Source organism: Nocardia sp. NPDC051030 (assembly GCF_040683015.1).
Classification (GTDB): domain Bacteria; phylum Actinomycetota; class Actinomycetes; order Mycobacteriales; family Mycobacteriaceae; genus Nocardia.
The window spans coordinates 92935-105557 of sequence record NZ_JBFBCD010000009.1; the positions used below are offsets into that span (position 1 = coordinate 92935).

At 66.3% G+C, this 12623-nt stretch carries 12 protein-coding genes; 8 read left to right on the top strand and 4 right to left on the bottom strand.

Annotated elements, in window-relative coordinates; translation table 11 throughout:
- Positions 1 to 188: 188 nt before the first annotated feature.
- Positions 189 to 1400 (top strand): helix-turn-helix transcriptional regulator, encoded by a 1212-nt coding sequence (locus AB0N05_RS28310; RefSeq protein ID WP_364700068.1) that lies wholly within the window; start codon positions 189 to 191, stop codon positions 1398 to 1400.
- 40 nt (positions 1401 to 1440) lie between these two features.
- On the opposite strand, the gene AB0N05_RS28315 is transcribed toward AB0N05_RS28310, so the two are convergent.
- Complete coding sequence (locus AB0N05_RS28315) at positions 1441 to 2805, bottom strand: serine hydrolase domain-containing protein (RefSeq protein ID WP_364699290.1); 1365 nt, start codon at positions 2803 to 2805, stop codon at positions 1441 to 1443.
- A 49-nt stretch (positions 2806 to 2854) separates the two neighbouring features.
- On the bottom strand, positions 2855 to 4093 hold the full coding sequence (locus AB0N05_RS28320; protein WP_364699292.1) for an APC family permease: 1239 nt from the start codon (positions 4091 to 4093) through the stop codon (positions 2855 to 2857).
- Positions 4094 to 4546: 453 nt separating this feature from the next.
- On the opposite strand from AB0N05_RS28320, the gene AB0N05_RS28325 reads away from it, so the two are divergent.
- From AB0N05_RS28325 to AB0N05_RS28345, 5 genes are all read left to right on the top strand, one after another.
- Complete coding sequence (locus AB0N05_RS28325; protein WP_364699294.1) at positions 4547 to 5749, top strand: AAA family ATPase; 1203 nt, start codon at positions 4547 to 4549, stop codon at positions 5747 to 5749.
- Positions 5750 to 5888: 139 nt separating this feature from the next.
- Positions 5889 to 6185, top strand: a complete 297-nt coding sequence (locus AB0N05_RS28330; protein ID WP_364699296.1) for a hypothetical protein — start codon at positions 5889 to 5891, stop codon at positions 6183 to 6185.
- A gap of 2 nt (positions 6186 to 6187) precedes the next feature.
- Positions 6188 to 6610 carry a Fur family transcriptional regulator gene (locus tag AB0N05_RS28335; RefSeq protein ID WP_364699298.1) on the top strand — a complete coding sequence of 141 codons (423 nt, stop codon included), beginning with the start codon at positions 6188 to 6190 and terminating at the stop codon, positions 6608 to 6610.
- A gap of 53 nt (positions 6611 to 6663) precedes the next feature.
- The gene (locus AB0N05_RS28340) at positions 6664 to 8127 is read left to right on the top strand and encodes a catalase (RefSeq protein WP_364699300.1); all 1464 of its coding nucleotides are present in this window, start codon (positions 6664 to 6666) and stop codon (positions 8125 to 8127) included.
- A gap of 125 nt (positions 8128 to 8252) precedes the next feature.
- Complete coding sequence (locus tag AB0N05_RS28345; RefSeq protein WP_364699302.1) at positions 8253 to 9173, top strand: glycoside hydrolase; 921 nt, start codon at positions 8253 to 8255, stop codon at positions 9171 to 9173.
- Here the strand turns inward: AB0N05_RS28345 and AB0N05_RS28350 are convergent.
- The gene (locus AB0N05_RS28350; RefSeq protein WP_364699304.1) at positions 9145 to 9744 is read right to left on the bottom strand and encodes a TetR/AcrR family transcriptional regulator; all 600 of its coding nucleotides are present in this window, start codon (positions 9742 to 9744) and stop codon (positions 9145 to 9147) included. The two genes, AB0N05_RS28345 and AB0N05_RS28350, sit on opposite strands and share 29 nt — an antisense overlap.
- Positions 9745 to 9863: 119 nt before the next feature.
- Here AB0N05_RS28350 and AB0N05_RS28355 point away from each other — a divergent pair, with 119 nt between their 5' ends.
- Together AB0N05_RS28355 and AB0N05_RS28360 are read left to right on the top strand one after the other, a co-directional pair.
- Positions 9864 to 10589, top strand: coding sequence for an SDR family oxidoreductase (locus AB0N05_RS28355; protein ID WP_364699306.1), 726 nt, complete (start codon positions 9864 to 9866; stop codon positions 10587 to 10589).
- Between the two features lie 9 nt (positions 10590 to 10598).
- Entirely contained in the window at positions 10599 to 11759 is a 1161-nt protein-coding gene (locus AB0N05_RS28360; protein WP_364699308.1) for a low temperature requirement protein A, read from the top strand.
- A 16-nt stretch (positions 11760 to 11775) separates the two neighbouring features.
- On the opposite strand, the gene AB0N05_RS28365 is transcribed toward AB0N05_RS28360, so the two are convergent.
- Positions 11776 to 12528 carry a TetR/AcrR family transcriptional regulator C-terminal domain-containing protein gene (locus AB0N05_RS28365; protein WP_364699310.1) on the bottom strand — a complete coding sequence of 251 codons (753 nt, stop codon included), beginning with the start codon at positions 12526 to 12528 and terminating at the stop codon, positions 11776 to 11778.
- Positions 12529 to 12623: the final 95 nt, after the last annotated feature.

The window sequence follows — 12623 nt, forward strand, 5'->3', positions numbered from 1 at the left end:
ATAAGAAAAATACATGTTCCATACTGTGCGCCGTAAGCTCCCCGGGTCTGGAATCCTTGTCGACAGATCCCATCGGGAAGGAGAAGGGCATGGTAGACATCGGCGAAACAAGCGGGCGGTGACGGCCGGGAAAGCCGATCAGGCAGAAGGAGTTTGACCCGGTGGCCGAAAGTACCCTTGGGGCACGGGTGGCGGAGTTGCGCCGGCGACGGGGACTATCGCAGAAAGAGTTGGGCGCCGCGATCAGGCGCTCGGAAAGCTGGGTGTCGCAGGTCGAGCGGGATGTACTGCCGGTCGAGAGACTGTCGGTCCTGCAAAGACTCGCGGACGTACTCGGCGTGGCAGTGCGGGATTTGCGGCCGGAAGCGGCCGAACCGATGGCCGCCGACCGCGGCGATGGTCATCGTCCCGGCTCGGCCGTCTTCGAGCAGCTGCGATTGCTGCTCACCGGACATCCAGCGCTGGAGCAACTTTTCGGTGACACGGTCGATCGCGAGTCGACCGAACAGTTGCCGGAACTGCGATTGCGCGTCGATCTGGCTTGGCAGCTGGCGCACGAGTCACGGCTCGTGGAAGTCGGCAGCAGTCTGCTGGACCTGATTCCGGATCTCGAGCACGCGGCTCGATCCCCGTCGGCGAAGCGGCCGGAGGTGCTGTCACTGTTGTCACGCGCCTACCAGGTGGCCGCGACCGCCTTCACCCGTCAAGAAGAAGTCGACGCGGCCTGGGTCGCAGCGGATCGGGCGCTCACCGCGGCCGAGGAATCCGGCGACGCGCTCAGCGTGGTGGCCGGAACCTACCGCATGGCACAGGCTTTCCTACGATTGCAAAGGCTCGAGCAGGCCGAACAGGCGGCTCGGGTATCGGTGGCGGCTCTGGCGGCGCAGGTCGCCGATGAGACCAACTGCCGTCCGGAAGTGCTGTCGCTCTACGGATCTCTCCAGCTCATGCTGGGCGTGATCGCGGCGACGGACGGAAATCGGGCCGCTGCCCGCGCGGGCTTGTCCGCCGCGCGCTCCGCGGCCGAGCGGCTCGGCGAGGGCCGCAATGATTTCGACACCGAATTCGGTCCGACCAGTGTCGCCGTGCACGCGGTGGCGGTGGCTGTCGAATTGGGTGATGCCGGAGAAGCGCTCGATACCGCACGCATGGTGGACGCCTCGGTGCTGTCTCCGGAGCGGCAAGCCCGCTTCCTGGTGGATGTCGCCCGTGCGCACGCCCAGCGGCGGCAGGCGCAGGAAGCTCTGGACGCGTTGCTCAATGCCGAGCGACTAACTCCCGAACTCGTGCACACCGATCACCGGGCGAGAGAGGTCGTCCGGGACCTGTTGCAGTTCGCGGGCCGTAGGCCCGCAGACGAACTGCGCGAGCTCGCCGGTCGCGCAGCAGTCACCCCCTGAAGTCCCGCACTCGCTGCGGGAGACCCGCGACGAGTGCGGGTCAGCGGATGCCGGGTGTGCGAGGGTCCGTGCCCAGGCATGCCAGCAGCAGGCAGCCGGCGGGCGCGTCGGTGAACGGCGGGGCCAGCGGAAGGTTCAAGCAGGCCAGCACATTACAGCCGGAGTAGGAGTCGGGGCCTACGCCGAAGACGGCCAGCGCGATATCCGGATCGAAGTACTTGCTGTAGTCGATCCGCAGCGGGGCTTCCACATACTGGCCCGGATCGGGAATCGGGCTGTCCGCGAACGCCGCCAGGAGGCGGCGGAAGAACTCGTGCGAGGGCTCGCCGCCGTATTGCAGGATGCCGCTCAGGCCCTTCGTGGTGTGAACGCCGAAGACACCGGTCCAGACGACCATGAGATCCAAGCTGGGCACGATGAATACATGCTGTAGCCCCAGGCCGGACATGGCATACATGTCGGCTGGCAGGAAACTGGGATTCTCCGCGCAGCCCGGCCCGAGCCAGAACAGGTAGCCGTAGCAGTTGTAGGTGGCCGAGGGGCTGGTGGCGCGGGAGAGATAAGCGTGCGAGACGAGCTGCTGCCCGTTCCACGCGCCGTCGTTCGAGGTCAGCATGCCGAGCCGGGCCAGGTCCAGCGGTGGGATGAACAGGTGGGCGTAGCCGTAGGTGTGCCCGGTGCGGTCGCGCGCCCAGTAGTAGTCGCCGCGCCCGATGCCGATGGGCCCGAACAGTTCTCGTTGCGCGAACTCTTGCAGCGGTTCGCCGACGGCCAGTTCGAGCACGTAGGAGAGCAGGTCCACATTGCGCTGGCTGTAGGTGAATTTGGTGCCGGGCGGATCGTCGAACGGTACGGCGAGGGCTTGTACGGCGCTGAACGGGTCGACGGGGACGACGCCGGTGATGCCCTCGGTGACCAGGCCGATCTTGAGCCCCGAGGTCTCGGTGAGCAGGTTCTCGACGGTGATGGCGCGGTGCTGTGGATCGCCGAGTCCCGGTGGCAGATACCGGTCGATGGGCGCGTCGATATCGAGTTTTCCTTGATCCCAGGCGATTCCGGCGAGCAGTGACACAATGCTCTTGGTAACGCTCCAGACATTCCACGCAATTCGCCCGGTTTCGGCGTTGGAGGGACCCTCTCCGATCAAGCAGTTGTGCCGGAAAACCTGCACATTCAATCGGTTCCGATCCGCCGCGAAGGCGAGCGCATCGGCGAGTCGCTGCGTGTCGAGGCCTTCCTGTTCGGGCGCGGCCCGTTCGAATTCCCGGCCGCTAGGCTGAGAACACCGCAATTCGTCGGGTGTGGCCCGTGCGCCGGGTTCGGCAAAGCCGACTCCGAAGATCACGCTGCCCGCTGACAATGCCACCGCTATCACGCGGGCCAACCCCCTGCGCATGCGCAACATGCGTTTCAGGCTAGCGGTCGAACCGGTCCGGCCAGCATCGAATTACTGTTCACCGCGTGGCGAATTGCCGAACGCCATAGGTGAGCGCGCCGAGGCCGACAACCGCCACGCCCGAGATCACCGAAATCGCCGGTAGCGACACGCCGACCACAACACACCCGGACGCGCCGATAATCGGAATCGCCCGTGCCGGACGGTTTTCCGCCGCGGTCAACGTCCCCGCCGCGATATTGGCGATCAGGTAATAGATCAGCACCGCGAACGACGAGAATCCGATGGCCGCCCGAATATCGAAACTCGCCGCCACCACCGCGACGATCACCCCCACCGCCAGCTCGGCCCGATGCGGCACCTCGAACCGCGGATGCACCGCCGCCAGCACACCCGGAAGATGCCGATCGCGGGCCATCGCCAGCGTGGTCCGGGAAACCCCGAGCAGCAATGCCAGCAGTGATCCCGCGGCCGCCAGCACCGCGCCGACCCGAACCACCGGCGCGAGTCCCGGTGCGCCCGCGAGAGTTACGGCCCGAGCCAGCGGATCGGCCGCCCCCGCCAGCCCGCCGGAACCGAGCACCATGAGCACCGCGACGGCGACCACCGCATAGATCACCAGCGTGATCCCCAAGGCCAGCGCGACCGCTCGCGGAATGGTCCGCCGCGGCTCGCGCACCTCCTCACCGAGCGTGGCGATCCGCGCGTATCCCGCGAAGGCGAAGAACAACAGTCCCGCCGCCTCCAGCACCCCGCGCACCCCGATCCGATCCGGAAGAACCGTTGCGGCATCGTGCGTTCCGGCGAAACAGGCGACCGCGACCACACCGAGCACAATCAGCACCGCCGCCACAATGATCCGTGTGGCCAAAGCCGACTTCTGAACTCCCGCATAGTTGATCGCGGTGATCACGAGAACCGTTCCCACCGCCACCACACGCGCATGCTCCGGCCACGCATAGTTCCCCACCGTCAAAGCCATTGCCGCACAGGATGCCGTCTTCCCGGCCGCAAACCCCCACCCCGCGAGATACCCCCAGAACGGCCCGAGTCGTTCCCGCCCATACACATAGGTCCCCCCTGACACCGGATACAGCGCAGCCAACCGCGCCGACGAAGTCGCATTGCAGTAGGCGACCACCGCCGCCACCCCAAGCGCGAGCAACAGCCACGACCCTGCCGCCGCAGCCGCCGGTGCGAGCGCCGCGAAGATCCCCGCCCCTACCATGGACCCAAGCCCGATCACCACCGAATCGGTCAGCCCGAGCCGTCGTTGTAGCGCATTGCCGCTGGTCATGCGCCAATCATGGCCAATCCGGCCGATGTTCGCGCGGCAAGCTGCCGGACACAGCAAAATGCCGCCAAGCGGGGGGTCCTGGCGGCATCTGCCCGCAGCGCAAGCTGCGAAGTGAGAGCCGACGCCCAACAAGCGCCTCTCGGCGAGTGGTCGCTCGTAGCGACAAAGGGTGCGGCCCGGGGCTGTTCCGACGCCGGCAAAGGTTCTCAACCGGCGTCCCCCCACATCTATTCCGCAGAGCCGGTTGTGATGTGCGCAACCGAAACCGCGGGATGTGTCGTCGTCCGAATGAGATGGACTCCCTGTCCGGCGACAATGAGTGTGCCGTCGGATTTCCCGCATCCGGCTTTCCGTGCCCAGCCGCAATTATTGTTCATTTGCCGATAAGTAACTGAATCGCCTCGCGGCGCTACGATCTAGGGCAATTGATCGAGCGACACAGGCAGGGGCTCGATGGCTGACGATCCGGTATTGGCGGAATTGCTGGAGGTATTGCGTCGGGCTCCCGACGTGCTTCCGGTGCGTATGCGTGTGGCCGAGCTGTTGGCGGGGCAGGGTCGATGGCCTGAGGCTCTCGAGCATTGCGCGAAGGTTTTGGGTGCGGATCCGGTCAATGCCGAGGCGCATCGATTGCTGAAGCGTTGCACCGATGCGATCGCCGAGCTTCCGACGGCGTCGTCGAGCGTGAGCCACTATGACTGGGAGGCCGCCGAGAGTCAGGTCTCGGACATAATCGCGCCCGCCTTCGTCGATGACGGCCCGCCGGGGCCGGTCGCGGCCGAGGTCGAACGCCCCGGCGTCACCCTGGCCGATGTGGGCGGCATGGATGAGGTGAAACGCCAGCTCGGCTTGTCCCTGCTCGGACCGCTGCGCAATCCGGAACTGGCCAAGGCATACGGGACCAGCGCCCGCGGCGGTCTGCTGCTCTATGGCCCGCCGGGGTGCGGCAAGACCTTCATAGCCGCCGCGGTCGCGGGTGAACTCGGTGCGGGTTTCGTTCCGGTGCAGATCAATGACGTCCTCGATATCTGGATCGGGGCCAGCGAACGGAATCTGCACGAGATCTTCGAGACCGCCCGCCGCAATGCCCCGTGCGTGCTGTTCTTCGACGAGATCGACGCGCTCGGGCATAAGCGCAGTCAGCTCCGGAACTCCGCGGCCATGCGCGGCGTGGTGAATCAGCTACTGGCGGAAATGGATTCGATGTCGGCGCGCAATGACGGCGTCTACGTCCTCGGCGCGACCAACCACCCGTGGGATATCGACGTGGCCCTGCGCCGCCCGGGCCGCTTCGACCGCATGATCCTGGTGGCCCTGCCCGACCTCGATGCCCGGCGCGCCATTCTGCGCCATCACCTGCGGGACCGCCCGGTCGCAGGCATCGAGCTGGGCGCGATAGCCGAACGCACCCAAGGCTTCTCGGGCGCGGACCTGGCGCATGTCTGCAATTCGGCGACACAGCTGGCCATGGCGGATTCGATCAGCACCGGCATAGTCCGCCCGATCACCATGCCGGATATCGGGGCCGCGCTGGACCAGATCAAGCCGAGCGCCGGTCCGTGGTTCGAGGCGGCGCGCAATATCGTCGAGTTCGGCAATGCCGACGGCAGCTATGACGAGCTCGCTAAATACATGCGCGGCAAGAAGTTCCGGTGAATTAGCAGGTCGAACGGGCGCGTGCGCTGCTCGATGTCGGCCGGAGCGCGGAAGCGCGCGGAGTGCTGACCCAGGTGCGGCCCTGGCTTCCATAGATCGCGCCATCGAACTCGATCCCGGCGACGCGGACCTGCATCAGGTGCGCGGCTCGATTCTGCTGGACCGATCCAAGCGGGGACTCTTGACGACGGGCAAGGCCGCCAAGTCATTTCGCGACGCCCTCCGCCTGGATCCCGATAATGCGGTAGCCGCGCACAATCTCGCGCTGAGCCGCATGCGGGACGGCCGGTTGGGCAGTGCCGCCCGCGGATTCCTGCACGCCGCGGCCATGGACCCGAAGCTGGCGACGGTGGTGCGCCGCAATGTCCGGGTGGTGCTCCTGACCTGCCTAAATATCCTTTTCTTGACTTATTCCAGAAACGGAGGCAGGCTCTAGTCATGCACTCCGGATACGACACTCGGGAACGATTGCGGGCCGTCGGCCTGCGAATCACAGCCCCCCGAGTCGCGGTATTGGATGCGGTGGCCGACGCCCCGCATTCCGATGCCGACGGGGTGGCTGCGAAGGTGCGGGAGACGCTCGGATCGGTCTCCACCCAAGCCGTCTATGACGTTCTCAAGGCGTGCGTGGGCGCCGGATTGCTGCGCCGGATCGAGCCCGCGGGCTCCCCGGCGCTCTATGAATCCCGCACCGGCGACAACCATCACCATCTGGTGTGCAGGAACTGCGGCACGGTGGTCGACGTCGACTGTGCCGTGGGCGCGGCCCCCTGTCTGGAACCCGATCAGTCCCACGGTTTCGTGATCGATGAAGCCGAAGTCGTGTTCTGGGGCCGCTGCCCCAACTGCGTCACATCCTGAAGCCCGGGCCGTCGATCCCCGGGAAATTGCTCACTCCCATAAGGACGCTTCGCATGACCAAGCCGACAACCACCAACTCCGGCGCTCCGGTTCAGAGCGACAATGAGTCGCTCACCGCGGGCACGCAGGGCCCGATTCTGCTGCACGACCATTACTTGATCGAGAAGCTGGCCCAGTTCAACCGCGAGCGGGTGCCGGAGCGCATCGTGCACGCCAAGGGCGCGGGCGCGTTCGGCGAACTGGTGGTGACCGGCGACGTCAGCCGCTTCACCAAGGCCAAGCTGTTCCAGCCGGGTGCGCGCACCGAATCGCTGGTGCGTTTCTCGACCGTGGCCGGTGAGCAGGGCAGCCCCGACACCTGGCGCGATCCGCGCGGTTTCGCGGTGAAGTTCTACACCCCCGACGGCAATTACGACCTGGTCGGCAATAACACCCCGGTCTTCTTCATCAAGGATCCGATCAAGTTCCCGGACTTCATCCGTTCGCAGAAGCGCCTGCCCGGCAGCGGACTTCGCGATGCGAACATGCAGTGGGACTTCTGGACCCTGCGCCCGGAGACCGCGCACCAGGTGACCTGGCTGATGGGTGACCGCGGCATTCCGAAGACCTACCGCCACATGAACGGCTACGGCTCGCACACCTATCAGTGGGTCAATGCCGCGGGTGAGCGCTTCTGGGTGAAGTACCACTTCAAGACCGATCAGGGCGTTCAGTCCCTGACCCAGGCCGAGGCCGACGAGCTGGCCGGTAAGGACGGCGACGCGCACCGCCGCGACCTGTACGAGTCCATCGAGCGCGGCGACTTCCCGAGCTGGACGCTGAAGGTCCAGGTCATGCCGGTCGCCGAGGCCGAGGGTTACCGCTTCAACCCGTTCGACCTGACCAAGGTGTGGTCCCAGAAGGACTACCCGCTGATCGAGGTCGGCAAGTGGACGCTCAACCGCAATCCGGGCAACTACTTCGTCGAGATCGAGCAGGCCGCCTTCGAACCCTCGAATGTGGTTCCGGGCATCGGCTTCTCGCCGGACAAGATGCTGCTCGGCCGCGTCTTCGCCTACGCGGACGCGCACCGCTACCGCATCGGCACCAACTACGCGCAGCTGCCGCCGAACCAGGCCAAGGCTGCCGAGGTGAACTCCTACTCCAAGGAGGGGCCGATGCGCTACAGCTACAACGACGCGAGTGTGCCTGTGTACGCGCCGAATTCGTACGGCGGCCCGCACGCGGATGAGAACAAGGCCGGGGACGACGGCATCTGGAACTTCGACCCGACCATCGTGCGCGCGGGCTACATCACGCACTCCGAGGACGGCGACTTCGGCCAGGCGGGCACCCTCGTCCGCGAGGTCTACGACGACGCCGCCCGGGATCGCCTGGTGGGCAATGTGGTCGGCCACATTCTCGGCGGCGTGCAGGAGCCGGTGCTGAGCCGGGTCTTCGAATACTGGAAGAGCGTCGACTCGGAGATCGGCAAGCGCATCGAGGAAGGCGTCCGCTCGGCCGGGCTCAACGGCTGACGGTAGGACTCGCTCCGGAGCCCGCATCGCGAACAGCGATGCGGGCTCCGTCGTGTCGCGACCAAGTTGCCGGTGATTCGCGCGTCATGATGACACTCAGAGTCCCGTTGACGCGGAGGTGACGAGTGGAGCTGAGTCGAAGATCGCTGCTGGCGGCCGGGGCAAGTCTCCCGCTGATCTCCCTGCGCTCGCCCGCGGTCCCGGTGACGACGCCGTCCCCGCGCTACACCATGACCGCCTTCACCAATGACAGCGAGACCGACCTCTACGTCTACGAATCGCCGGACGCCATGACCTTCGAGCTCCTGAAGGCCCGGGCCTACTCGCCGCCGAGCGGTTTGCTGCGCGATCCCTGCGTCTTCCGGCACACCGACGGGGCCTACTACCTGACGTATACGACGGCGTGGGACGGCCACACCATCGGATTCGCCCGCAGTGCGGACCGGCTCGACTGGACGCATCTGTACGACTACGAGTTCACCAAGCCCGGGATCACCTCGGCGTGGGCCCCGGAGTGGCTGGTCGACGCCAATGGCCGTGTGCACGTGCTGGTTTCGCTATCCGATGGATACCGCTTCACCCCGCACCTGATGACGGCGACCGATGCGTCGCTGAACTCGTGGACCGACCCGGAACCGATGGTGGGCCTGGCACCCGATCCGGGCGACGACGTCTCCTACGGCTATATCGACACGACCGTGGCCCGGCTCGGCGGCCGCTATTTCGCCTTCACCAAGAACGAGTCCACCAAGCTGGTCGAACTGGCGGTCGCCGATTCCCCGGCGGGACCGTATGCCTTTGTGTCCAAGGATGATTGGGCCGGTTGGGGTGCACCCCGCGAGGGGCAATCCCTCACCCGCCTGTCGAACGGCGGCTGGCGCATATTCTTCGACGCCTACACGGACGGCAAATACTTCTACAGCGACAGCTACGACGGGTTCAAGACCTGGTCCAAGCCGCGTGAGCTACCCGGCCTGTCCGGGACCATTCGCCACGTCACCGTCTACGTCGAAAACCTCACTCCGCCCGCAGAATCGAGTCGGTGAGCCGCTCGGCCGATTGCTTGTCGAGCGGCGCGTGCCCGAGCAGGAAGCGGTACCAGAACACCCCGTAGAACTGGTCCACCATGAGGTCCAGGTCGGCACCGGCGGGCAGGTCGCCGCGTTTCAGGCCGCGGGCGAGCAGCTCCCGCACGGCGGTGCGGCGCTGTGCCGTGAATGTCCGCAGCAGTTCCGCGAGGTGTGGATCGCGCGCCGCCTCACGCACCAGGCTTCGTAATGCGGGTCCGGTCGGATTGCGTTGTGTACTGAGGAATGTGGACTCGACGACCGCCAGCAGATCGTCCCGCAGCGATCCGGAGTCCGGCATGGGCACCTCGCGCAGTGACCGTTCGGTGAGCGCCTCCAGCAGCACCGCGCCCTTGGACGGCCACCACCGATAGACGGTCTGCTTTCCGACGCCCGCCGCGCGGGCTATGGCGTCGATGGTGATATTCGCGCCGCCGGACTCGCCGAGTAGTCGCAATGCGGCATCGAGGATAGCTTGGTGGGTGGCCTCATTGCGGCGTCGCCCGGTGTGCGGGCGATCCGGATTGCCTTGTGGCCCCGTGGATTCCATGCCGATCCTCCTGTGACTCAACTCACTGCTTTGTCGAGACTAAAAGTCTCGGCAAGCGCGTTATCGAGACTGTAAGTTCCGAAAAGAATATCCGGAACACACACCGAAAGGTTCCGACAATGACCACAACACAGCGCGTAGTCGTCATGGGTGGCAGCTCCGGCATCGGCGAGGCCACCGCCGCCGCCTTCGCCGCCGACGGGCACGAGGTCATCATCACCGGCCGCACCCGCGACAAGCTCGACGCGGCCGTGCTCCGCATCGGCGGCAAGACCACCGGCTACCAGCTGGATGCCGGCTCCCAGGCCGACATCGACGCCTTCTTCGCCCAGTCCGGCACCATCGACCACCTGGTCATCTCCGTCAGCGGCTCGGCAGGCAGCGGCCCCTTCGCCGAACTCGACCTCGACCATCTGGCCGAAGGCTTCACCGGCAAGTTCTGGCCCCAGGTCCGCATCCTCAAAGCCGCACTCCCGCACCTGGATTCGCACGGCTCGGTCACCCTGGTGACCGCCGCCTCCGCCCGCGCCGCCTTCGCGGGCACCGCGGGCCTGGCCGCCATCAATGGCGCACTGGAATCCATGGTCCCGCCCCTCGCGGTCGAACTGGCACCCCTGCGCATCAATGCGGTGTCGCCGGGCGTCATCGACACCCCCTGGTGGGACCGCGTCCCGGAAGCCCAGCGCCAGAGCCTGTTCGACGGCCTCGCCGCCACCACCCCGGTGGGCCGCGTCGGCCACCCGGAGGACATCGCCAAGGCCATCCACATGCTGGCCAACAACGGCTTCATCACCGGCCTCGTCCTGGACGCCACCGGCGGCGCGAATCTCGCCACCGGGCGCTAGTTTTGGGGCATGCTCGACCCTCAGGCACCGGTAGACATCGTTCCGCCTCGGCGGGCCACCTGGTTCGAACTGTTCGGGGATCTGGTTTTCGTCGCGGGAATCGGGCAGATCACGCACCGGGTCGGTGCGCATCCGGATGCGGGTTCGGTGGCCGCGGCGGCGGGACTGTTCATTCCGCTGTGGTGGGCGTGGGTTTTGTATGCGGTGCATGCGAATCGGGCCGATCGCGACAGCGTCGCGCATCGATTGCTCACCACGGCCGGTCTGGCGGGCGTGGTGGGCATGGCGGTCTTCGCGGGCGTGGTCGGGCACGGCGACAGCTCGGATGCCGGGTTCGTGCTCTCCTACCTGGTGGCTCGTGCGGGCGTAGCGGCCTTGTACGCCTGGGATTCTCGCCGTGAGCGGGAGTTGAAACCGGTATTCCGCGCGTACCTGATCGGTTCCGCGGCGAGCGCCGTCTTCTGGCTGGGCGGACTGGCTTTCGAGTCCGGTCCGCTCCGCTACGGCGCGTGGGCCGTCGCCATGCTCATGGAACTCGCGCTCCCGCTCATCGCCGGAAGCCGCCTGGCGCGCGTCGAACACGAGACCGAGCATCTGCGGGAACGGTTCGGGCTCTTCACCATCATCGTGCTGGGCGAGGTGGTGCTCGGTTTCACCAATGGCCTGGCCGGGGCGCGCACGGCGGGCTGGGCCGCAGTGACGGCCGCCGCCGCCTTCGCCCTGACTGCCGGTCTGTGGTGGTCGTACTTCAATGCGAGCAGCACGCGACATGGCGCCCATGCCGAACTCGCCCACACCGGAAAGCTCATGCACATCTACGTCTTCGGCCATCTCCCACTGCAATTGGGCTTGGCACTGGCCGGTGCGTCGATGGGCATCGCGGTGGCGGGCGGCGGCTCACACCTGAACGCCACCACCGCCGCCTGCATTGTCGGCGGGGTCGCGGTCTACCTGGTCTCGGTGGCGCTGATTCGCGCCGCCTTCACCGGAATTCGCGAGGGTGTCGTACTGATCCGATTGGTCACGGCCGCAGTGGCATTCGTGGCATTGCCGCTGGCCGCCCATGTTCCCGTGGCGGTGGTGTTGATTGCCTTGGCGGTGCTGCTGGGCGTCTCGGCGGTCGCGGAGACGCCGCTGCACCGCCGCCGGATGGCCAGCGCCGCAGCCTGATTCAGTACGGCCTGATTCATCGACCCTTTCGGAGCTCCGGGTCTATGCCGTCGAGGATGCAGTTCAGCTGGGTATCGAAGGATTCGCGACGAATCTTCTCCACGTCCAGGTCTCGCCCGGAGATGACGGGCCCGATATCCGCGTACCGCTTGTGCATGCGGGGGTAGGGGCGTGCCGCGAGTTCGGCTGCGGGCCAGAACTTCTGGTACCAGTCGGGCTCGCTCATTCCGCTGCGCCGGATGGTCTGCTGGGAGGCGGCCTCGGTGATGGCGAGGCCGATGACGAAGGCGAAGAGGACGGTTATCGCCGTGCCGGCGTCGTCTTCGTCCAGTCCGGCTTCCTCCAGGAGTTCGAGAATGCTCTCGTTGAGTTGCATGACGCCGGGGCCGAGATAGAGCAGGCCGATGTCGCCGAGCGCGGAGGACAGCCATGGGTGCCGCAGGATCATGGCACGCAGGTCATGGGCGATGGCGCGCATGGCGGGCCGCCATTCGCCGGGTGTCGCGGCGGGCGGCGGGATTTCGGAGAAGACGGCATCGGTGACGAGTTCCATGATCTCGTCCTTATTGGCGACGTGCGTGTAGAGCGAGGTCGCTCCTGCGCCCAGCCGCGCACCCAGTTTGCGCATGCTCAGCGCTTCGATGCCCTCGGAGTCCAGTAGCGCGAGGGCCTCGGCCACGATCTGTTCCCGGCTCAGTGCCGGTTGGTCGCGGCGTCGGCGCTCGGGTCGGGTCCACACCGATTGGATTTCCTGCTTTTCGGCTGCCATAGCCAGTCCTCTCGTCGCCTGGTGAAGAGCATAACTGCTGGTTGAACACCGTTCGAAGTCCGGTACACCGTTCCCTCTTGCGAACAGTGTACGTC

What these genes read in the sequence shown, in the direction of transcription:
- AB0N05_RS28315 (WP_364699290.1), bottom strand. Translation starts at nt 2,805, where the DNA reads ATGTTGCGCATGCGCAGGGGGTTGGCCCGCGTGATAGCGGTGGCATTG.
- AB0N05_RS28320 (WP_364699292.1), bottom strand. Translation starts at nt 4,093, where the DNA reads ATGACCAGCGGCAATGCGCTACAACGACGGCTCGGGCTGACCGATTCG.
- AB0N05_RS28325 (WP_364699294.1), top strand. Translation starts at nt 4,547, where the DNA reads ATGGCTGACGATCCGGTATTGGCGGAATTGCTGGAGGTATTGCGTCGG.
- AB0N05_RS28335 (WP_364699298.1), top strand. Translation starts at nt 6,188, where the DNA reads ATGCACTCCGGATACGACACTCGGGAACGATTGCGGGCCGTCGGCCTG.
- AB0N05_RS28340 (WP_364699300.1), top strand. Translation starts at nt 6,664, where the DNA reads ATGACCAAGCCGACAACCACCAACTCCGGCGCTCCGGTTCAGAGCGAC.
- AB0N05_RS28350 (WP_364699304.1), bottom strand. Translation starts at nt 9,744, where the DNA reads ATGGAATCCACGGGGCCACAAGGCAATCCGGATCGCCCGCACACCGGG.
- AB0N05_RS28355 (WP_364699306.1), top strand. Translation starts at nt 9,864, where the DNA reads ATGACCACAACACAGCGCGTAGTCGTCATGGGTGGCAGCTCCGGCATC.
- AB0N05_RS28360 (WP_364699308.1), top strand. Translation starts at nt 10,599, where the DNA reads ATGCTCGACCCTCAGGCACCGGTAGACATCGTTCCGCCTCGGCGGGCC.
- AB0N05_RS28365 (WP_364699310.1), bottom strand. Translation starts at nt 12,528, where the DNA reads ATGGCAGCCGAAAAGCAGGAAATCCAATCGGTGTGGACCCGACCCGAG.